Raw genomic sequence first — 21,844 nt, forward strand, 5'->3', positions numbered from 1 at the left:
AATTCCTAGCAGATAAGTTAAAATAAAAGAGCTTCATTATATAAGAAATCAACCCTTAAACAAAACGAAGAGTTTATTATGCCGGTTTAAACTTATTCTCAAGGTTCGGATTGGATTGATAACATATCGCCGATAATCCGACTAATAACCACAATTTAATTTTACGGGAAAAAAAAGTGAATCGACGGGATCATCTTTTACAGGAATTGGGGATTACTCAATGGCAATTACGTCGTCCTGACGTATTGAAAGGGGCGATAAATATCGCCGTGGAAGAACATATTCGCCTGCTGGTTATTGCCGAATGCACATTAAGTGCCCGTGATTTTTTTATTCAAGATGTGCTACGTAGCGCCGAAATCAAGCTACAAGATTGTTTATTTTTGACTTTTTCGCAGGCGGCGCATTTGACGGTGCAGCATCCCGTTAATTATTGGTTATTATCTGATGAACAAGGGATAATCGAGCAAACTTTGACATTTTGTACGTTACAAAATTCTCTTTGGCAAACGCCGGATTTGCCGCGATTAAAGCTGGATCGGCGCGCAAAACAAGCCCTTTGGAAACAAATTCAAACTTCGTTATAAATTATGACTGAAATTTCACCAATTCAGGCAGAGGATTTCGATCGCCTGTTTGAAATCGAACAAGCGGCGCATTTAGTGCCATGGTCAATGGGTACGCTGCAAAACAATCAGGGGGAACGCTATCTTAATCTTAAGAGCTCCGTTCAAAATCATATTGCGGGCTTTGCTATATGCCAAACCGTGTTGGATGAGGCGACTTTATTTAATATTGCTATTGACCCCGTTTGTCAGGGGCAAGGAATCGGCAAAGCCCTATTAAGTGAGCTGATTAAGCGGTTACGGGAAAAAAATGTGGCGACTTTGTGGTTGGAAGTACGGGAGTCAAATCAAACGGCTAAACGACTTTATGACCGATTAGGTTTTAATGAAGTGGATATTCGTAAAAATTATTACCCTACTCCCGACGGCGGCAGGGAAAATGCCATTGTAATGGCGTTATATTTATAACGTACATAAAAAAACTGCGGTATTTTTTACCGCAGTTTTTTATTAGTAAAGCTTGAGATTATTTAGCGTAACGTTTGAACACTAATGTAGCGTTCGTACCGCCGAAACCAAAGCTGTTTGACATCACGGTTTGTAAACCTGCATTTTCTTTTGTTTCGGTAACGATATTTAAACCTTCGGCCTGCTCGTCTAATGTTTCGATGTTAATGCTTGGGGCGATAAAGTCGTTGTGTAACATTAATAACGTATAAATCGCTTCGTGCGCACCAGCCGCACCTAACGAGTGACCTGTCATGGATTTTGTTGAAGAAATTGCCGGTTTAGCTTCACCAAATACATTTCTGATTGCGCCTAATTCTTTCACGTCACCAACCGGTGTTGAAGTACCGTGAACGTTGATATAGTCGATCGGCGTATCAATATTCGCCATCGCTTGTTTCATGCAACGTTCCGCACCTTCGCCGCTTGGCGCTACCATGTCGTAACCGTCTGAAGTCGCGCCGTAGCCTACGATTTCCGCATAAATTTTTGCACCGCGGGCAAGAGCGTGTTCTAATTCTTCAACAACAACAACCGCACCGCCGCCGGCAATAACGAAACCGTCACGATCCGCATCATAAGCGCGAGACGCTTTTTCCGGGGTTTCATTATATTTGGTTGAAACGGCACCCATTGCATCGAATTGTGCCGCTCCTTCCCAGGATAATTCTTCCGCACCGCCTGCGAAAACAATATCTTGTTTACCTAATTGAATTAACTCAAAGGCATTACCGATACAATGTGCCGAAGTTGCACAAGCGGAACTGATAGAATAGTTAACGCCTTTAATTTTGAACGGAGTTGCCAAACAAGCGGAAACACTTGAAGACATGGTTTTAGTTACCGCATAAGGACCAATTGCTTTAACACCACGGGAACCGCGTGCCGCATCGGCCGCTTTCACCTGATAATGCGCCGAACCGATACCGGCACCGATAACAAGACCCGTACGCTCATTAGAAACCTGATCTTCGCTAAGACCTGCATCTTCAATAGCTTCTTTCATTGACAGGTAGGCATAAGCGGCGGCATCACCCATAAAACGATAAATTTTACGATCAATTAATTCGGCAGGATTTAACTTAACTGTTCCGGCGACATGGCTACGCATACCCATTTCTACAAAACTCGGTACGATTTCAATTCCTGATTTACCTGCTTTTAAAGAAGCTAAAACTTCTTCTTTATTATTACCGATGCTTGAAATTACACCAAAACCTGTAATCACTGCTCTTTTCATTATTTTTTCCTTATCTGTTCAAGAGAAACATTGAAATATTTCAACTTACATTTGTTAGCTGAAAGCTAATTTACTATGAATATAAAATATTGCAAGTATTAATTTTAACATACGACCAGTAAACAAAAAATCGCTAATTCGCGCCATTTTGGTATTCATTCCGATTTAAGCGTATCATAAGAGCTTATGAAGTAAGAAATAAAGGAAATTTGTCTCTATGTTGAAAGTTACCACCGCCCATATTCATTTTAATCGGGACAATACGCCCGTTTCGGAGCAATTTGATGATATTTATTTTTCAACCGCAGACGGACTTGAAGAAAGCCGCTATGTTTTTCAGGAAGGCAATAATTTATGGCGACGCTGGTTACAATTCGGCGAAAATCATTTTGTTATCGCGGAAACCGGATTCGGCACCGGATTAAACTTTTTGGCGGTTACCGCATTATTCAGAGAATTCCGGACGCAATATCCCGACAGCCCGTTAAAACGGTTGTTTTTTATTTCATTTGAAAAATATCCTATGAGTTGTGCCGATTTAAGATCGGCTCATCAGGCTTATCCGCAATTTAATTCCCTTGCCGAACAACTGCGACAAAACTGGTTACAACCCATTGTCGGTTGTTATCGTTTTCATTTTGAAGAAACCGTATTGGATCTATGGTTCGGTGATATTGCGGACAATCTGCCCCAACTCGGCGATTACATGGTAAATAAAATAGACGCCTGGTTTTTAGACGGTTTTGCACCGAGCAAAAATCCTGAAATGTGGAACGAAAATTTATATAAACAAATGTTCCGCTATACCAAACCGGCAGGCACGTTCGCTACCTTTACGGCGGCAAGTGCGGTGAAAAAAGGTTTAGAATCCGCCGGTTTCAGCTTGCAGAAAAGAAAGGGGTTCGGCAAAAAACGGGAATGTTTACAGGGCTTCAAACCCTTGAATGCCGAACAAAATCCGGCGGTACATACGCCTTGGTTGCTTTCTCGAAGCGCAACCTTATCTGAAAATACCGATATTGCCATTATCGGCGGCGGAATTTCCTCGCTTTTTAGCGCAATTTCGCTGTTACAGCGGGGTGCAAATGTCACGCTTTATTGTGAAGACGAACAGCCTGCGCTCAACGCTTCGGGCAATAAGCAAGGGGCGTTTTATCCTCAATTAAGCGACGACGATATTCATAATATCCGTTTTTATATTCATGCTTTTGCCTACGGGCAACAACAATTACGTTGGGCGATTCAACAAGGCATTGAATTTGAACATGAATTTTGCGGCGTAGCACTTTGCGCTTATGATGAAAAAAGTGCGGTCAAATTAGCGAAAATTTCTGACTACGATTGGGATACAAGTTTATATCAACCTTTAAATCAACAGGAATTAAGCGAAAAAGCGGGGTTGCCATTACCGTGCGGCGGCGGCTTTATTCCACAAGGCGCTTGGTTAGCGCCCCGTCAATTTGTACAAAACGGCTTTGCCTTTGCGCAAAAGTGCGGTCTGAAATTAAAAACTTTTGAAAAAATTACCGCACTTTCACAAAGTGAAAAGGGCTGGATTCTGCATAACGATAAAAACGAGCAATTTCATCATGAGACGGTAATTATTGCCAACGGGCATAAACTCAAACAATTCACCCAAACCGCCCGCATTCCCGTTTATTCGGTACGCGGTCAAGTGAGCCAAATTCCCACTTCAAGCCAATTGTTAAAATTAAAATCCGTGCTTTGTTATGACGGTTATCTCACACCGGCGGATCAGGCGAAACAATTTCACTGTATCGGAGCAAGCCATGTGCGGGATTGTGAAGACCGCGATTTCAGCCTGCAGGAACAGCAAGAAAATCAGGCTAAAATTCAGCTGAATATTGCGGAAGACTGGACGAAAGAAGTGAACACCGCCGATAATCTTGCCCGCACAGGCATTCGCTGTGCCGTTCGCGATCGGATTCCGCTGGTCGGCAATGTACCGGACTTTGAGCGGCAAGCGGATGAGTACCGTAACATTTTTAATTTGCGCCGCCGTAAACAGTTTATCCCACAGGCGGCGGTATTTGAAAATCTCTATTTGGTAGGCGCTTTAGGTTCAAGGGGTTTAACTTCCGCGCCGTTGCTCGGCGAAATTTTGGCGTCTATGATTTATGGAGAACCGATTCCCTTAAGCGAAGATATTCTGCATTGTCTGAATCCGAACCGCAGCTGGATGCGGAAACTATTGAAAGGCACGCCGGTAAAATAACTTACCCCAATCTTAATGCTAGGCTTGCGGTGCAAAAATCCGCAAGCTTAGTTATTTAACCCCAAACGTTCCAAATGATAAGAACCGTTTAAAATGCGCCGCCACCAAGATTTATTCGTCAAATACCATTGCAAAGTTTTCCGCATACCGGATTCGAAACTTTCTTCGGCTCGCCAGTCTAATTCACGGTTGATTTTGCTTGAATCAATGGCATAACGAAGATCATGCCCCGGGCGATCGGTAACATAGCAAATCAGATCTTCATACTTCATTACACCTGCGGGTTTATTCGGCACCAGTTCTTCCAATAAAGTACAAAGGGTTTTCACCACCTCTATATTGCTTTTCTCGTTATTGCCGCCAATATTATAAGTCTCGCCCACTCTCCCCTCGGTCAGTATTTTATATAAAGCCCGCACATGATCTTCCACAAACAGCCAATCGCGAATTTGTAAACCGTTACCATAAACAGGTAAAGGTTTGCCTTCCAGCGCATTTAAAATCATTAAAGGAATCAGTTTTTCCGGAAACTGAAACGGGCCGTAATTATTTGAGCAATTGCTCACAATCGTCGGCAAGCCATAAGTGCGATGCCACGCCCGCACTAAATGATCGGCGGACGCTTTCGAGGCCGAATAAGGGCTTGAAGGCGAATAAGGCGTTTCTTCCGTAAATAAAGCGTTTTTATCGGCTAAATCGCCATAAACTTCATCGGTGGAAATATGATGAAAACGAAAAGTTTTTTTTCTTTCGGTATCCAGCCGGTTCCAATAATGACGAGCGGCTTCAAGCAGCGTATAGGTGCCGACAATATTGGTTTGAATAAAAATTCCGGCGCCGTCAATGGATCGATCTACATGGCTTTCCGCCGCCAAATGCATGACTGCATCGGGCTGATGATCGGCAAAAATGCGATCTAAGGCGGCACGATCACAAATATCCGCCCGTTCAAAACTATAACGCGGATTTAAAGAAACGGTCTCTAAGGAATCCAAATTTGCGGCATAAGTCAGCTTATCCAGATTAATCACCTCATCCTGCCGCTGATTAATAATGTATCGAATCAATGCGGAACCGATAAACCCCGCTCCGCCTGTTACTAAAATTTTCATATTAAACTCAACTCATATTGGTATGGCAATTTTAACAATCTTTATCGATAAAAAAGTGCGGTGAAAAATCCTGAAATTTTCACCGCACTTTTAGCGCTATGGCTTATAGATGAACTCGACACCTTCGTCATCTTCTTCCGACCAATCATCGTCCCAATCTTCTTCGTCATCAAAACCACGTTCGGATAATTGTTCGTTATGATAGTCATCCCATTTGAATTTCACTTCTTCCGCCGCTTTTTCTTCCTCTTCAACTTCACGAGGATTCGCTTCGATGAAATCCATAATGTCACGAATTAACTGCGGGATATTTTTACCGGTCGCCGCCGAAATAAGGTAATAGTCCTCTTCCCAGCCCAATCGTTCGGTAATGTCTTTTGCCCGTTTTGCTGCTTCTTCATCGCTTATGGTATCGATTTTATTGAATACCAACCAACGCGGCTTATCCGCCAGTTTTTCGCTGTATTGAAACAATTCGCTTTCAATAATACCGATATTGTCCGCCGGATCGCTTTCATCAATCGGTGCAATATCCACTAAATGAATCAATACGCGGCAACGCTCTAAATGTTTTAAGAAACGAATTCCTAAGCCGGCGCCTTCGGAAGCGCCTTCAATCAAGCCGGGAATATCCGCCACCACGAAACTGCGATTGGCGTCAACGCGGGCAACCCCTAAACTCGGCACCAATGTGGTGAACGGGTAATCGGCCACTTTCGGTTTTGCAGCCGAAACCGCACGGATAAAAGTTGATTTACCCGCATTCGGCAAACCCAGCATCCCTACATCAGCTAACAACATCAGTTCGAGTTGTAAATCGCGTTTCTCACCCGGCGTGCCCATGGTTTTTTGACGAGGGGCGCGGTTTACGGAAGATTTAAAACGCGTATTACCCAAACCGTGATAACCGCCTTTCGCTACTAATAATTTAGCGCCGTTTTTAGTTAAATCGCCGATAATCTCTTTCGTATCGTTATCAATCGCTCTCGTCCCCACCGGCACGCGCAACGTAATATCTTTACCGCGATGGCCTGTACAATTTGAACTGCGCCCGTTTTCTCCGCGTTCCGCCGCAAAACGTTTTTCAAAACGATAGTCAATCAAGGTGTTGAGGTTTTCATCGGCAATCAAATAAACGTCGCCGCCGTCGCCACCGTCGCCACCGTCAGGCCCACCTTTCGGGATATATTTTTCGCGGCGGAAACTCACGCAACCGTTACCGCCGTCACCAGCTTCAATACGAATTAAAGCTTCATCAATAAATTTCATCTTTTCTTACCTTTTATACTTAAATAATTTATATCCCACCGCTGAGATAATTGCTCCTAATACTACAACAAATGCCCCGATATAACTAACAGTATTTAAATGGGGCATCGCAAAATGCGCGGGATCCAGCCCATGTAAAATTCTGGAAAATAAGATTGTAAATAGCGGCACTAAGGTAACCACTACGCTGACTTTTGAAACATCCCAACGATTTAACGCTTCGGCATAAGCGCCATAACCGATAAGCGTATTTAGACAACAATAAATAAAACAACCCAACGCAAAACCGCTTAACCCCTGAATCTGCGAAAATTGCGCAAAAGGACATAATACAATTACGCAACCCGTGTACATAATGAGCAAAATCTGTTGTGCGGTAAATTGCCGCGACATAAGTTTTTGCGCCATACCGTAAGCCACCCAAACCACAGCGGCGCTAACGCTTAACAGAATTCCGGTAGAATACATATTCAAACCGAACAGCATGTCAAATTTATCGTTAAAGAATAAACCCAATCCTAAAATCAGGATGAGCAATCCCGCTTTTTGATGAGCGCCAAGTTTTTCTTTAAATACAAACACGCCGCAGATCAACATCATAAATGAAGATAAATGGATAAAAATTTGTGTTATCGCCGGTTCAATATAATTCAATGAAGAATTAAATAAGAAGAAATTGCCCGCCAAACCTAGTACGCCGATCAGAGACAATTTCCAATAACGAGACGTAAACTGCGATAAAGCCGGCAGTTTTTTCTTCCAGGCTAATAATAAAAATAATGCCAGCGAGGCGACAAAAAATCGATACCAAACGATACTCTCCGCCCCCATCACCGTCAGTACATGTTGTAATGCAATCGGCAAAGATCCCCATGCCATTGCGGTAATTAAGGCAAAAATAAAACCTAATACGGGTTGTTGATTCATTAATCTCTCTCTTTTAACATTTTCAGCTTATGTCCAAGAGCGGATAGCATCGCCCCGGATACAACACAAAACGCCCCTAAATAGCTAATCCAATTCAGTTCGACCGCCACAAAATAATTTGGCGCAATCATCACCGCCAAATGGAAAAACAATAAAGTGAAAATCGGAATTTGGGTTAAAATAGCGCTTACTTTAGACACTTCCCAACGATCTAACGCTTCAGCATAGCAACCATAGGCAATGATCGTATTCACACCGGAAAAAACAAGACATACAAGCTGAAAACCGTCTAATTGATATATTTGCTTGATGTCCGCATTTGGGAAGAAAACAAGAGTACAGCCGATATATATCATCAATAAAATTTGTTGAGAACTTAAATGAGAAAGCAATACTTTCTGTACTATCGCATAAATCACCCAAACAAAACTTGATGCAATAACCATCACCACACCTTTAAAATAAGTATTCAACTGTAAAAAATCGTCTAAACGCTCATTAAAGAATAAGATTAATCCGAGTGATAATACGGCGAGTCCAATCTTTTGATGACGCGCCATTTTTTCTTTAAAAATCAATACACCGGCGAATAACATCATAAAAGAAGATAACGGACTGAGTACTTGGCTGGTTGTCGGCGGAATATACTTTAAAGCTAAATTATACAAATAAAAATTAACGGATAATCCCGCTATGGCAAGCAGGAGTAACAAAGTATTTTTAGGCGAAATCCGTTTAAAAGTAAAAAATTTACCGCTAAAACAAAGTAATAAGAGTACGCCAACCGCAGATAAAACAAACCTGTACCAAACGGAAGTTTGAATATCCATAACCTTCACTACCTGTTGCACAAAAAGAGGTAATGAACTCCACATACAGGCGGCAATCAGCCCGAATAGAAAACCTAATAAGGGTTGCTGTTTCATATATTCACGAAGAATTCTTCAGTTAACTGTTTAATTTATAAGTAAAAATCCACTATTTTAGAAGGTATTTTTTAGTCAACAATAAAAATGCCCCACATACTTGTGGGGCATTTTAAATTTCATCTATTTGAAATTAATACGTCGCGTTAATTATTCAGTAACGATGCTTACGTATTTACGGCTTTTTTCGCCTTTCACTTCAAATTTTACTTTACCGTCTGCAGTTGCAAATAAAGTATGGTCACGACCCATACCTACATTGCTACCGGCATGGAATTTAGTACCACGTTGACGAACGATAATGCTACCTGCTAACACGGATTCGCCACCGAAACGTTTAACACCAAGGCGTTTAGCTTCAGAATCACGGCCGTTACGAGTTGAACCACCAGCTTTTTTAGTTGCCATCTACTTGATCTCCTCTGAAATTATGCTTGAATCCCAGTGATTTTCACTTCTGTGAACCACTGACGATGACCTTGCTGTTTACGACTGTGTTTACGACGACGGAATTTAACGATTTTGATTTTATCGCCACGACCTTGCGCCACAACTTCAGCCACTACTTTCGCGCCAGTAACTACTGGTGCACCAATTTTAACATCTTCACCGTTAACGACCATCAACACTGAATCGAATTCAACCGTTTCACCGGTTGCTTTTTCAAGTTTCTCTAAACGAACAACTTGACCTTCGCTTACACGGTGTTGTTTACCGCCACTTTGGAAAACTGCGTACATAAATACTCCGCTATACCTTGCGCTTATAATGTCTCTGCATTTTACGCGCATTAAAAATCATTTAAATAGGTCGCAAATTCTACGGAAAAACTCCCTTGATAGCAAGCTCTAATTTGCAATAATATGAAAAAATTCTTTATTTGAGCAAAATTGCATTGTTTGCTTTCAGAATTGAAAGAAAATCGGGTAAAATCAACCGCACTTTTCCTATTTAATTACATAAAGAATTGCATAATGACCACCACAAACAATTTAATGGATATAAAAACCATCCAAGCGCTCGTTAGCGACGATATGCAAAAAGTCAACGAGGAAATTCTAGCACAACTCAATTCGGACGTCCCGTTAATTAATCAACTCGGCTATTATATTATTCACAGCGGCGGAAAACGCATTCGCCCGATGATCGCCAACCTTGCGGCAAAAGCCTTAAATTATCAGGATAACAAGCATATTACCTGCGCCGCTTTTATTGAATTTTTACATACGGCGACTCTTTTGCACGATGATGTGGTGGACGAATCCGATATGCGCCGCGGCAATCCTACCGCGAATGCCGAATTCGGTAATGCCGCCAGTGTGCTAGTGGGCGATTATATGCATACCCGTTCTTTCCAAATGATGACCGAACTCGGTTCTTTGCGCATTTTGCAGGTGATGTCTGCAGCGACCAATGTAATTGCGGAAGGCGAAGTCCAACAGTTAATGAACGTACGTGATCCCGATACCACCGAGCAAAACTATATGAAGGTCATTTACAGCAAAACAGCCCGCTTATTTGAAGTTTCCACTCAAACGGTGGCGATTTTGGCCGATGCCGGCGCCGCAATTGAAGAAGGATTGCAAAATTACGGCCGTTATTTAGGCACGGCGTTTCAGTTAGTGGATGATATTCTGGATTACAGCGCCAATGCGGCAACCTTAGGTAAAAACATCGGTGACGATTTAGCCGAAGGCAAACCGACACTGCCGTTGCTACACGCAATGCGCCACGGCAACCCGCAACAAGCCGAGCTTATCCGCAATATCATTTTGCAAGGAGGTAATCGTGATGCCTTAGATGAAGTCCTGACAATTATGCACGAACATAAATCTCTGGATTATGCAATGGAACATGCCAAACAGGAAGCGCAAAAAGCGGTTGACGCCCTTGCGCCGTTACCTGACAACATTTACAAACGAGCAATGATTTCCCTTGCTTATCTTTCGGTCGATCGAGCCTACTAATTTTTTATCCGTAGGACACAATTTGTGTCCTTTTCTATTTTAGCTATTTAGTGAAACCTTATGACAGACGATATTAATGAAATTGTGAAAAGTGCGGTAAATTTTCAGCGAATTTCACAAAAAAAACAAAAAGCGCGGAAAGATCCGAACGCCCCTTATGTGCGTCCTAAACTTGAACTGCCCGAAGGGCACAATAAACTTTTGCTGCACACTTGCTGCGCGCCTTGTTCCGGTGAAATAATCGCTGCGGTGAAAGCTTCTGACGTGCAATTTACAATCTTCTTCTACAACCCGAATATTCACCCTCATCGCGAATATTTAATCCGAAAAGATGAAAACAAACGCTTTGCGGATAAAAATAATATTCCTTTTATTGATGCGGATTATGATCGCGACGAATGGTTCAAACGTACCAAAGGACTGGAACATGAACCGGAACGCGGCGCCCGATGCACCAAATGTTTCGATATGCGACTGGAACGTACCGCACTTTATGCCCATGAAAACAGATTTCCGGTGATCGCCACCAGCCTCGGCATTTCACGCTGGAAAAATCAGGAACAGGTTTATGATTGCGGTAGACGTGCCGCCGCCCGATATGAAGACGTAATTTTCTGGGATTTCAACTGGCGTAAAGACGGCGGTTCCGCACGTTCCGACAAACTGCGAAAAGAAGAACGTTTTTATAAACAGGAATACTGCGGTTGCGTATATTCATTACGGGATACCAATAAATGGCGGGAGTCCAGAGGTTTGGGCAAAATCGAAATCGGTACGGTTTATTATTCCGTTGATGAATAAGCCCCCCTCAGTGACTACGTGACAGCTCCCCCCATAAAGGTGGGAGCGAATTTGATATTCCAATTGAGTTAATTATTCTGTCAATAAGTGTGCTATACGATAGCACGGTTTTCTAATAAGTTTGATACGTGAGAACACGTCGGAAACACGCGCTATCCGAGAACGATATTTTTATAAAGTGCGGTAAAAATTTGGCGAAATTCGATTTAGTGACATATAAAAAATGAATTAAATATCACCTCGGATTTTGTGCCCGCCTTTTATGGAAGCTATCACCGCCTTATCTGCGCAAATAGGCTTGAATTTTGCTCTTATCTTTAATGAGAGCTGCCATGCCATCCTCTTATCTGCGTAAATAGAATTAGGTTTCGCTCCCACCCTTATGGGGCGGGGAACTGTCACGTCGCCATCTTATCTGCGTAAATAAAATTAGGTTTCGCTCCCACCCTTATGGGGCGGGGAACTGTCACGCCGCCATCTTATCTGCGTAAATAAAATTAGGTTTCGCTCCCACCCTTATGGGGCAGGGAACTGCCACACTGTAGTGGTCAACTAATTTAACAGTCTCCGATAAGTTGTTTTTGCTAAAATCGGAGATAGACCTTGATTATAGCTATGTGGGCGAATGTGATTATAATACATCACATATTCTCTCACATCATTTACAGCACTTTCAAAATCACTATAACCACCTTTCAGCATCCATTCATATTTAAAACTCCGAAACCAACGCTCCATCGGCGCATTGTCCCAACAGTTACCACGACGGCTCATACTTTGTGTAAGCCCATGTTTCTTAACTGAATCAGTAAAGATTTCACTGCCATAAATACTACCTTGGTCTGAATGGAACAACATTCGCTCCGTGCGTTCAATATTCAGCATCGCATGATTCAGTGCATCTTTAACCAGCTCACTATCATGATAGCGACTTAGCTTCCAACCGACGACTTGACGATTTAATAAATTAATTACCACGGCTAAATAGCACCATATCCCATTGATTTTTATATAGGTCGTGTCACCACATAGCACGGTCGTTTGGCTATCAGGCGTAAATTCTCGACTTAGTATATTCTCAAAAACTTGACTGTTTCCTTTACTAGGATTGCGCCATTTTTGCGGTTGCTTACTAAATAATCCTTGCTTATTCATTAACTTACGAATTAAATACAACCCCACAAAAATACCTTTCTCTTTCAAATGCGATTGAATCGTTCGTTTGCCTGCTGAACTTCGGCTTGCATCAAAAATTGCCTTGATTTCAACGGCTAAAGCTGTGTGTTTCGCTGGCTTTTTGGCAGTGCGCAAATGGGCGTAGTAAGCACTTTCAGACACGCTAAATAGTTCACATAACCGGTTGATTCCTCGCGATTTTAACGTCGTAATGACTTGGTATTTTTGTTTTCGAGTGACATTAAAATCGCTGTAGCCTTTTTTAAAATGGCCTTATCTTCTTCAAGTTCTTTAATACGATTTTCAAGTTCTCGAATTCGTTGTTGTTCTGGGCTAATTGGCTTTGAACCAGCTAAAACGTAACCTTGTTGCTCCGCTTGAACTTGACTTATCCAGCGACGAAGTGCTGTTTCACCCACACCTAACTCTCGGCAAGCTTGAGAAACCGAATATCCTCGTTCAATCACTAATTTTACTGCTTCAGCTTTATATTCTGCGCTAAATGTTCTTCTCATAATATTTCCTCATTTGTGATGTTATTTTACCACTTATTAAGGACTGCGGAATTAGTCTACCACTACAGTTTCGCTCCCACCTTTGGGGGGAGCTGTCACGTAGTGACTGAGGGGGGAAAAATAACTCCTTAGGCTCTTGAAGTGTAATCCCCCACGCAAACCCATTTATAAGTAGTTAATGCTTCCAACCCCATCGGGCCTCTCGCATGCAATTTTTGCGTACTCACGGCGACTTCGGCGCCAAGTCCGAACTGACCGCCGTCGGTAAATCTGGTACTGGCGTTCACATAAACCGCCGCCGCATCCACTTGCGCCACAAACTGATTAGCGAGTTTTTGCGACTCCGTTAAAATACTCTCCGAATGCTCACTGCCGTATTCCCGAATATGTTCAACCGCTTCCTCAATGCCTTTTACGATAACCACGTTCAAATCATAAGTCAGCCATTCGTTACGTAACTGTTGCTCGGTTACCGGCTTAACATCGGCACTTACGCCTTGCAAAATAGAAAGTGCGGTAGAATCCGCATGAAATTTTACCTCTTTTGTTTTCAATCGGCGGGCAAGTTTCGGCAAAAATTCTTCGGCGATACTTTCTTGCACCAATAAGGTTTCAACCGTATTACAAGTACTTGGGCGTTGCGTTTTCGCGTTTTCAATCACCGCCAGCGATCGGTCTTGATCCGCACTTTGTTCCACAAAAATATGACAAACACCGATGCCGCCGACAATCACCGGAATGCTGGAGTTATCCCGGCAAAGCGCCTGTAATCCGGCACCGCCGCGGGGAATAATCATGTCCACATATTTATCTAAATGCAGTAATTCCATAACCAGTGCACGATCAGGATCGGTAATCGCCTGTACCGCCATTTCTGGTAGCCCTGCCTGTTGCAAGGCATTTTGTATCACTTCCACTAAAATTTTATTGGAATGCTGCGTTTCCTTTCCGCCGCGCAGGATCACCGCATTGCCGGTTTTCAGGCAAAGACTCGCCACATCAATAGTCACATTCGGACGGGCTTCATAAATCGTGCCGATAACACCCAGCGGAGTACGGATTCGTTCTAACTTCAAACCGCTGTCCAACACGCCGCCGTCAATAATTTTGCCGACCGGATCCGCTAAGGAAATCACATGGCGGACATCATCGGCAATGCCGGTCAAACGCTCTTTTGTTAACAGCAGACGATCAATAATGGATTCGGATAAACCGTTTTCCCGGGCCGCCTGAATATCCTTGGCGTTTTCCGCTAAAATGCGTTCCTGTTGAGCTTCCAACCGTTCAGCGATTAATGCCAAAGCGTGGTTTTTCTCTTGTTGGGAAAGTTGAGAAAGTGCAAAAGCCGCTTGTTTAGCCTGCTTTCCCATTTGAATTAAATCTGTCATAAAAACCTCTATTTTTCTTTATATTTACGTCTTTTCGGCAATCTCGGCATTATTTCTTTCGGCGACATTTCTTCTTCATGATAATCAAATACCGGGAATCCCCAACTGAAATAAATGGCGAGCAAGCGGAAAATAAATCCGACCGTCAGCGTAATCATTACGGTTAAATTAATTGATAACCCTAAATGCTGTAATCCAATATAGAGACAAGCGGTAAAAAAGGCAATAAAGGCATAAAGTTCTTTTTGGAAAATTAACGGGATCCGGTTACATAAAATATCTCGCAATACACCGCCAAAGGCACCGGTTAAAATCGCCGAAATGGAAGCAACTGTCAAACCAAACCCCATTTCTAACGCAATTTGCGTACCAAAAATAGAAAATAAAATCAGCCCCAGCCCGTCTAACACAAGAAAAACCGTCCGAAACGAACGGTTAAAGTGAGTAATTAAAGGTGCAATAAATATAGTTGCAAGCGCAGTAACCGCTACAATTAACACCCAATGAGGGTTGGCGATAAAATTTACCGGGTAATTGCCGAGAATAATATCCCGCATTAAACCGCCCCCTAACGCCGGCATAAATGCAATCACGATCACCCCGAAAATATCCATTTTCTCCCGTCCGGCAGAAAGCGCGCCGGTCATCGCTTCGACGATAAGCCCGATATAAAAAAGAACCTCTAATAACATAATTTTTTTATTTTTAAGCGGAAAAAGAGAAACACATTCTAGCTGAAATACGACGTATTATGTAGCGTTAAAACACAATAATTTAAACCGTATTCATAAAATTAAAAGGCGCTAATTAGAAACGACAAATTGTCTGTAATATCGCCATTTTATTTTCCTTTTCGCTCATTTTCTTATTTTGTGATACCGCTAACAGAATTATTTTTCTCTTTCGCTTATAGTCTCTTCATCTTAAACCAGTAATGAAGGAAGATATGGTATGAAAAAACTCATTAACTCCGTTGAAACCGTCCTTGACGAACAATTACAAGGATTGGCAAAGTCTCATCCTCAATTAGTATTAAATACCGAACCCGTTTATGTTCGCCGTGCCGATGCGCCGGTAGCGGGTAAAGTCGCAATTATTTCCGGCGGCGGTAGCGGCCATGAACCGATGCACGCAGGTTTTGTGGGTGAAGGTATGTTAGACGGCGCTTGCCCGGGGGCAATTTTCACCTCGCCGACACCGGATCAAATGATGGAATGCGCCATGGCGGTTGATAGCGGCGAAGGCGTTTTGTTGCTGATAAAAAATTATACCGGCGACGTATTAAATTTCGAAACGGCTACGGAACTGTTAGCGGATATGGGCAATCAGGTGGCAACGGTTTTAGTTGATGATGATGTGGCGGTAAAAGATAGTTTATACACAGCCGGTCGTCGCGGCGTCGCCAACACCGTTATTATGGAAAAATTATTAGGTGCCGCCGCCGATAAAGGCTACAACCTCAACCAATTGGCGGAACTTGGTTACAAACTCAATAATCAAGGGCATTCTCTCGGCATCGCATTAGGTGCCTGCACCGTACCGGCGGCCGGTAAACCTTCATTTACCTTAGCCGAAAACGAAATGGAATTCGGCGTAGGTATTCACGGCGAACCCGGCATTGAACGCCGTCCTTTCGAAAATCTGGATAAAACCGTTCAACAAATGTTCGACACCATAATTGAAAACGGCAACTACGAGCGCAAAATGCGCCGCTGGGATTGCCAAGCCAATCAATGGAATGAAGTAACCGAACAAAAACAAGCCCTGCAACCGGGCGATCGCGTTATTGCCTTGGTGAATAATTTAGGATCCGTTCCGCTTTCCGAATTATACGGCGTATATAACAAATTAACCGAATGTTGTGAAAAATTCGGCTTGACCATTGAACGCAACCTAATCGGTTCTTACTGTACCTCATTAGATATGCAGGGCATGTCCGTCACCCTATTGAAAGTGGATGATGAAATTCTTTCGCTTTGGGACGCACCGGTAAATACGCCGGCATTGCGTTGGGGAAAATAGTTTAAAGCAAGGAGAAGTATATGGCTTTAACCAAACAACAAATTTTACAATGGCTGGAAAATTGCAATCGGACATTCAACGAACGTCGGGATTATCTGACCGAATTAGACACGGCAATCGGCGACGGCGACCACGGGCTGAATATGCAACGGGGTTTCAGTAAAGTAATGGATAAACTTCCGACTATCAAAGATAAAGATATCGGGACGATTTTAAAAAACGTCGGTATGACTTTGCTTTCGCAAGTGGGCGGCGCAAGCGGTCCGCTTTACGGTACTTTTTTCATTAAGGGGGCGCAAAGTGCGGTCGGAAAAGAAGAAATTTCTTTTGAAGAACTCGTTCAAGTGCTAAAAGACGGCGTTGCCGGTATTGTTTCGCGCGGGCATGCCGAACTCGGCGACAAAACCATGTGCGATGTATGGCTGCCGGTTGTCAACCAGCTGGAACAGGAGGACGGTAATCAACCTCTTGATGCGCTATTGAAAAGTGCGGTCGAAAAAGCCAATATTTCCTTGCAGGCGACTATTCCGCTTATCGCTAAAAAAGGGCGTGCCAGCTATTTGGCGGAACGTAGCGCCGGGCATCAGGATCCGGGCGCCACGTCCACCACTTATATGCTCGAAGCCTTATATAATGCGGTGAAATAGGAGAGATTATGGTTAATCTGGTTATTGTTTCACATAGCAAAAAACTGGCCGACGGCGTTGCCGAATTGGCGGGTCAAATGGTAACCGGCGGTTGCAAAATCGCCGTAGCCGCCGGTATCGACGATGAAGAAAACCCAATCGGCACCGATGCGGTAAAAATCATGAGCGCAATCGAAGAGGTATTCAGCGCCGACGGCGTAGTCATTCTGGTTGACTTGGGCAGCGCCATTTTAAGTGCGGAAACCGCATTAGATTTGCTGGATCCGGAAATTGCCGAAAAAGTGGCAATAAGCTATGCGCCTCTTGTCGAAGGCGCATTAGCCGCCGCCGTTTCCGCTTCTACCGGAGACGATTTACAAACCGTACTAGCCGAGGCAAAAGCCGCAGGCGATTTGAAATTACAACAGGAAAACAAATAGTAAAAAGTGCGGTCAAAAATCACAAAGTTTTTAAACACTTCAAAAAACAACCGCACTTTTTAGTGCGGTTATCCTTAATATTTCATGCCATTACGCCATTTGTTCCAGTAACTTCGTCAGTTTCCGATATTGTCGGTATTTGTGTTGATAAGCGTCGAAATTGGCGGGATTCGGCTGAATGACGCGCAACGCCTGATGTTGTTTTAGCGCAAGGCTGTCGCCGTTAACTCCTTCCGCCGCCATTAATGCGGCACCCAGACAACCGATTTCTTCCACTTCCGGTATTTCCAGGGTTTTACCTGTCAGATCCGCCAGCATTTGCAGCCAGACGGCGGATTTTGCCGGTCCGCCGGTGACGCGCAGCGTTTGCACCTGCGGGAAACGTTGACACATGCGTTCCAAATGGATCATCAGACTGAACAACACGCCCTCGTAAACCGCCTGTAACAAATGAGCTTGACTGTGATGTGCCTGCATGCCGTAGAATCCGGCGGTCATGCCTAATTTGGCATTGGTACCGTACAAAAACGGTAAAAAAATGACCGCACTTTGTGCCGGCGGAAGGGCGGCGACCATTTGATTTATCTGCTGATAATCCAGCTTCCACTGTTTAACGAACCATTCCAGATTGCCGGCGGAAGTGGGACTTGCTTCCTGTATCAGAAATTTGCCCGCTTCCACGTAACGACCGTGGGCGAAAGGTAACGCCTGTTTATCGTCAATTTCATTGGAAATACCCGTAACAATGGACCAGGTACCCAAGACTACATTGAGTTTGTGCGGTTGATTATCGGCAAGGCACAAGGTCATCGCCGTGACATCAAATACGCCGCCCACTACCGGCGTTCCCGCCGTTAAACCGCATGCCTGCGCCGCCTGTTCCGTAACAAAACCGGCGATTTGGTTGGCTTTGACGATGGGCGGCAATTTATCCATAATTTCTTCAATACCGAGCAGGTGCGCCAATTGCGGCTCGTATTGCCCCGTCGCCATGTTGTACAGATTGCTTTCAGAAATATTGCTTTCTTCGCAATATAATTCGCCGGTCAGGCAAAAACGCAGATAATCGTGAGACATCAGCAGGTGGCGGATTTGATCATAGCGAGGAACGTCGTTTTCCTTCAGCCAGCGTAAAATGGAAACGGGGTGACCCGTCCACAAACTTTGACGGGATATAGGATAGATTTGTTGTTCCAATCCTTCCGCCTGCCAGCGTTTAACGATTGGCAGCGAACGCTGATCGGAAGATAAAATAGCCCGGCCCAGTGGTCGCTTATCTTTATCCAGCAAAAAAGCGCCTTTACCCTGCGCCGAAATGCCGACGCTTTTGATCAAGTGCGGCGGAATTTCGCTCGATTTTACGGTACGTCGGATAACTTCGGCACAGGCTTGCCATAATTCGGGCATATCCCGCTCGGCATAGCCCGATTGCTCACTGATAACAGCGACGTTTTCGCGCTCGCAGGCCCGGATATTACCGTTTTCGTCAAATAGCGCGGCCTTGATAAAGGTTCCGCCGCAGTCAATGCCTAAATAATAGTTCATGCTGTTATTCTCTGAAGAAAATACGTCTCAAACCGCCGGTAGATACTTCGCCGCGTCGTAATTGGTCGAGGAATACCGCAAGAATAATTACCATACCGATAATCAAGCGTTGCAGATAAGAGGTTACGTTCAATAGGGTCAAACCGTTTTGCAGAACCCCCATAATAAGCGCCCCGATAGAGGTGCTGACCACCGAACCCACACCGCCCATCAGACTGGTACCGCCGATTACCGTTGCGGCAATGGCATCCAGCTCATAACCCGTACCGGCAATAGGTTGTGCGGCGTTTAAACGCCCCACCAGAATAACCGCGCCGACGGCCGCCAAGGCGCCGTTAATCACATAGGTTTTGATTTCCAACTTATTCACGTTAATACCGGACAACCGTACCGCTTCGCGATTACCGCCGAGGGCGTAAATCTGGCGACCGAACACGGTTTGAGTTAACACATAGAAACTGATTAAGACGACGATAAGGGCGATAATCACCGGAATCGGAATACTGAAATTTTCCGTCACCGCAAGACGTCCGTTACCGAAAAAACGCAGTTGTTCGGGGAAATTATAAATGGTTTTACCGTCGGATAAGGTTAACGCCAGGCCGCGTGCGATCCCCATCATACCGAGGGTGGTGATAAACGAGGTAACTTTGCCGTATACAATCACCACGCCGTTCACATAGCCGCATAAGGCACCGACCAGAACGGCTCCAACAATGGACAGTAACACCACAGCCAGCAATGCGCCTTGTGACGGATTTTCGCCAAGCCATGCCACTCCCCAATGGGTAAACAGCCCCAGACAAACCGCACTTAACGCCACGATGGAACCTACGGACAAATCGATTCCGCCGGTGAGAATAACGTAGGTCATCCCCACGGAAATCACGCAAATGACGGAAACCTGCAATAAAATATTGAAGATATTATTGGTGGATAAAAACGCCTGAGAGGTCAGAGACATGCCTATAATCATAAATAACAAGACTAATCCGATTCCCAGTTTGGATATTAATTTTTTAAATGAAAACATAAAATTATCCTTATTTTAAATACCGATCATGGCATGCATTAAATTTTCTTCCGTAATGTCGTCGCGATTGGCGATTTCTTTTACTTTTTCGCCGTTACGCATCACGATGACGCGATCGGAAATGGTGATGAGTTCCGGCAAATCAGACGATACCATCACAATGGTTCCGCCGTTTTCGGTAAACTGCCGCATTAAGTCATAGATTTCCGACTTGGCGCCGATATCGATACCGCGCGTCGGTTCGTCAAAAAACAGAATATCCACGCCGCTTTCCAGCCAACGGGCTAAAATCACTTTTTGTTGATTACCGCCCGACAGGGTTTTAGTCTGCTGTTCCTGATCCTTGGATACGATATGCAACTTGCTGCGGTTGGCTTCCACCACTTCTCGCTCTTTCTTTTTATCCAACTGCCAACCGTTCCAGAAGCGTTTCAAGATCGGTAAGGTGATATTTTCACGGATACTCATACCAAGCACTAACCCTTGGGATTTACGGTCTTCGGTAATAAAGCCGATTTTGTGTTTAACCGCATCTTCCGGTGAATGAATGCTGATTTCTTTTTGATCGATATAAATCTTGCCGGTTGCTTCGTCCGCCCCGTAAACGGCGCGTAAAACTTCGGTCCGGCCGGCACCTACCAGACCGGCAAAGCCTAAGATTTCACCTTTGTTTACCTGAAAGGAAATCGGGCTGATATGCTTGCTTTGAATGTTTTCCACCCGTAGTTTTTCTTGGGTAAATACGGTATCGCGGCGATAACGGCTGAAATCCACTTTGCGTCCCACCATTAAACGTACAATGTCTTCCGGTGAAGTTTCTTCGTAACGCATGGTACCGGTAATACGTCCGTCCCGCAGTACGGTAACGCGATCGGCAATATATTTGAATTCTTCCAGACGGTGGGAAATATAAATCATCGCCACGTTTTTGGTTTTCAGCTGATGAATGATTTTGAACAACACTTCCGTGTTTTTGCGGGAAATAGAGGATGTCGGTTCGTCGAAAATAATGATTTTATATTCGCTGAAAACAGCTTTGGCGATTTCTACCATTTGTTGCTGGGCAATGGAAAGATCGGCGATTAAATCGTCGGGTTTAATATCCAGTTCCAGTTCGTCGATAATATGCTGGGTTTTTTCACGCATTTCCGACCAGTTCATACGACCGAAGGATAAGGTTTTTTCCGCACCGAGAAAAATATTTTCCATCACCGTGAGTTTCGGTACCAGCATTAATTCCTGATGGATAAAGCCGATGCCCGCTTCCTGCGCTTCTTTTACCGTAGTGGGGGAATAGGGTTGCCCCTGATAAAGCATTTCGCCCGTATCACGGCTGTAGATCCCTGCGATAATCTTACACAGGGTGGATTTTCCTGCGCCGTTTTCCCCAATCAGACAAAGCACCTCGCCGCATCTGATATCCAGATTGATATCTTCCAAAACCGTTACGTCGAAAAAACTTTTTGAAATATTTTTCAGCGTCAGAATATTGGTATCAGTCATTTTCACTCCGCTAACTTCCGGTTAAATCACAAAATACAGAATAAA

The 21,844-nt window shown here is 44.0% G+C and carries 22 protein-coding genes; 8 read left to right on the plus strand and 14 right to left on the minus strand.

Annotated elements, in window-relative coordinates; translation table 11 throughout:
* Positions 1-176 precede the first annotated feature (176 nt).
* Together MS_RS07260 and rimI are read left to right on the plus strand one after the other, a co-directional pair.
* Positions 177-587, plus strand: a complete 411-nt coding sequence (locus tag MS_RS07260) for a DNA polymerase III subunit psi (protein WP_011200760.1) — start codon at positions 177-179, stop codon at positions 585-587.
* 3 nt (positions 588-590) lie between these two features.
* Positions 591-1,034 (plus strand): ribosomal protein S18-alanine N-acetyltransferase, encoded by a 444-nt coding sequence (gene rimI / locus MS_RS07265; RefSeq protein ID WP_011200761.1) that lies wholly within the window; start codon positions 591-593, stop codon positions 1,032-1,034.
* 58 nt (positions 1,035-1,092) lie between these two features.
* Here rimI and fabB read toward each other — a convergent pair whose 3' ends face one another.
* The gene (fabB, locus tag MS_RS07270; RefSeq protein WP_011200762.1) at positions 1,093-2,313 is read right to left on the minus strand and encodes a beta-ketoacyl-ACP synthase I; all 1,221 of its coding nucleotides are present in this window, start codon (positions 2,311-2,313) and stop codon (positions 1,093-1,095) included.
* Positions 2,314-2,530: 217 nt separating this feature from the next.
* Here fabB and mnmC point away from each other — a divergent pair, with 217 nt between their 5' ends.
* Positions 2,531-4,549 carry a bifunctional tRNA (5-methylaminomethyl-2-thiouridine)(34)-methyltransferase MnmD/FAD-dependent 5-carboxymethylaminomethyl-2-thiouridine(34) oxidoreductase MnmC gene (mnmC, locus tag MS_RS07275; RefSeq protein WP_011200763.1) on the plus strand — a complete coding sequence of 673 codons (2,019 nt, stop codon included), beginning with the start codon at positions 2,531-2,533 and terminating at the stop codon, positions 4,547-4,549.
* Positions 4,550-4,596: 47 nt separating this feature from the next.
* Here the strand turns inward: mnmC and rfbB are convergent, their stop codons facing one another.
* The 6 genes from rfbB to rplU form a co-directional block, all read right to left on the minus strand.
* Positions 4,597-5,661: a dTDP-glucose 4,6-dehydratase gene (rfbB, locus tag MS_RS07280; RefSeq protein ID WP_011200764.1), complete on the minus strand. Its 1,065-nt coding sequence runs from the start codon at positions 5,659-5,661 to the stop codon at positions 4,597-4,599.
* Between the two features lie 96 nt (positions 5,662-5,757).
* A complete protein-coding gene (gene cgtA, locus MS_RS07285) occupies positions 5,758-6,930 on the minus strand; it encodes an Obg family GTPase CgtA (RefSeq protein ID WP_011200765.1) in 1,173 nt (390 codons plus the stop codon).
* Positions 6,931-6,936: 6 nt separating this feature from the next.
* Positions 6,937-7,857: a DMT family transporter gene (locus MS_RS07290; protein WP_011200766.1), complete on the minus strand. Its 921-nt coding sequence runs from the start codon at positions 7,855-7,857 to the stop codon at positions 6,937-6,939.
* On the minus strand, positions 7,857-8,783 hold the full coding sequence (locus MS_RS07295; protein WP_011200767.1) for a DMT family transporter: 927 nt from the start codon (positions 8,781-8,783) through the stop codon (positions 7,857-7,859). Before MS_RS07295 ends, MS_RS07290 begins: the two co-directional genes overlap by 1 nt.
* Positions 8,784-8,933: 150 nt before the next feature.
* Positions 8,934-9,191, minus strand: a complete 258-nt coding sequence (gene rpmA / locus MS_RS07300) for a 50S ribosomal protein L27 (RefSeq protein ID WP_005760959.1) — start codon at positions 9,189-9,191, stop codon at positions 8,934-8,936.
* 20 nt (positions 9,192-9,211) lie between these two features.
* Entirely contained in the window at positions 9,212-9,523 is a 312-nt protein-coding gene (gene rplU / locus MS_RS07305) for a 50S ribosomal protein L21 (RefSeq protein ID WP_011200769.1), read from the minus strand.
* A 255-nt stretch (positions 9,524-9,778) separates the two neighbouring features.
* Between rplU and ispB the strand changes: the two genes are divergently transcribed.
* Both ispB and MS_RS07315 read left to right on the plus strand, forming a co-directional pair.
* Positions 9,779-10,750, plus strand: a complete 972-nt coding sequence (ispB, locus tag MS_RS07310; RefSeq protein WP_041640219.1) for an octaprenyl diphosphate synthase — start codon at positions 9,779-9,781, stop codon at positions 10,748-10,750.
* 60 nt (positions 10,751-10,810) lie between these two features.
* Entirely contained in the window at positions 10,811-11,551 is a 741-nt protein-coding gene (locus tag MS_RS07315; protein WP_011200771.1) for an epoxyqueuosine reductase QueH, read from the plus strand.
* Between the two features lie 552 nt (positions 11,552-12,103).
* On the opposite strand, the gene MS_RS07320 is transcribed toward MS_RS07315, so the two are convergent.
* From MS_RS07320 to MS_RS07335, 4 genes are all read right to left on the minus strand, one after another.
* Entirely contained in the window at positions 12,104-12,940 is an 837-nt protein-coding gene (locus tag MS_RS07320) for an IS3 family transposase (protein WP_157847505.1), read from the minus strand.
* Positions 12,928-13,242 carry an IS3 family transposase gene (locus MS_RS07325; protein ID WP_011200156.1) on the minus strand — a complete coding sequence of 105 codons (315 nt, stop codon included), beginning with the start codon at positions 13,240-13,242 and terminating at the stop codon, positions 12,928-12,930. The genes MS_RS07320 and MS_RS07325 overlap by 13 nt, the downstream gene beginning before the upstream one ends.
* A gap of 128 nt (positions 13,243-13,370) precedes the next feature.
* Positions 13,371-14,630 carry a glutamate-5-semialdehyde dehydrogenase gene (gene proA, locus MS_RS07330; protein WP_011200772.1) on the minus strand — a complete coding sequence of 420 codons (1,260 nt, stop codon included), beginning with the start codon at positions 14,628-14,630 and terminating at the stop codon, positions 13,371-13,373.
* A gap of 8 nt (positions 14,631-14,638) precedes the next feature.
* Positions 14,639-15,322, minus strand: coding sequence for a trimeric intracellular cation channel family protein (locus MS_RS07335; RefSeq protein ID WP_011200773.1), 684 nt, complete (start codon positions 15,320-15,322; stop codon positions 14,639-14,641).
* A 259-nt stretch (positions 15,323-15,581) separates the two neighbouring features.
* Between MS_RS07335 and dhaK the strand changes: the two genes are divergently transcribed.
* The 3 genes from dhaK to dhaM are packed head-to-tail and all read left to right on the plus strand — an operon-like array spanning position 15,582 to position 17,718.
* Positions 15,582-16,652: a dihydroxyacetone kinase subunit DhaK gene (gene dhaK, locus MS_RS07340; protein WP_011200774.1), complete on the plus strand. Its 1,071-nt coding sequence runs from the start codon at positions 15,582-15,584 to the stop codon at positions 16,650-16,652.
* A gap of 20 nt (positions 16,653-16,672) precedes the next feature.
* Complete coding sequence (gene dhaL, locus MS_RS07345; protein ID WP_011200775.1) at positions 16,673-17,299, plus strand: dihydroxyacetone kinase subunit DhaL; 627 nt, start codon at positions 16,673-16,675, stop codon at positions 17,297-17,299.
* An 8-nt stretch (positions 17,300-17,307) separates the two neighbouring features.
* Positions 17,308-17,718, plus strand: coding sequence for a dihydroxyacetone kinase phosphoryl donor subunit DhaM (gene dhaM / locus MS_RS07350; RefSeq protein ID WP_011200776.1), 411 nt, complete (start codon positions 17,308-17,310; stop codon positions 17,716-17,718).
* A gap of 90 nt (positions 17,719-17,808) precedes the next feature.
* On the opposite strand, the gene MS_RS07355 is transcribed toward dhaM, so the two are convergent.
* From MS_RS07355 to MS_RS07365, 3 genes are read right to left on the minus strand one after another with little or no spacing between them, the layout of a single operon-like run.
* The gene (locus tag MS_RS07355) at positions 17,809-19,263 is read right to left on the minus strand and encodes an FGGY-family carbohydrate kinase (RefSeq protein WP_011200777.1); all 1,455 of its coding nucleotides are present in this window, start codon (positions 19,261-19,263) and stop codon (positions 17,809-17,811) included.
* 4 nt (positions 19,264-19,267) lie between these two features.
* Positions 19,268-20,296, minus strand: a complete 1,029-nt coding sequence (locus MS_RS07360) for an ABC transporter permease (protein WP_011200778.1) — start codon at positions 20,294-20,296, stop codon at positions 19,268-19,270.
* A gap of 15 nt (positions 20,297-20,311) precedes the next feature.
* Positions 20,312-21,799, minus strand: a complete 1,488-nt coding sequence (locus MS_RS07365; protein WP_041639886.1) for a sugar ABC transporter ATP-binding protein — start codon at positions 21,797-21,799, stop codon at positions 20,312-20,314.
* Positions 21,800-21,844 lie beyond the last annotated feature (45 nt).

Origin of the sequence: [Mannheimia] succiniciproducens MBEL55E, from assembly GCF_000007745.1 — a bacterium.
Lineage (GTDB): Bacteria > Pseudomonadota > Gammaproteobacteria > Enterobacterales > Pasteurellaceae > Basfia > Basfia succiniciproducens.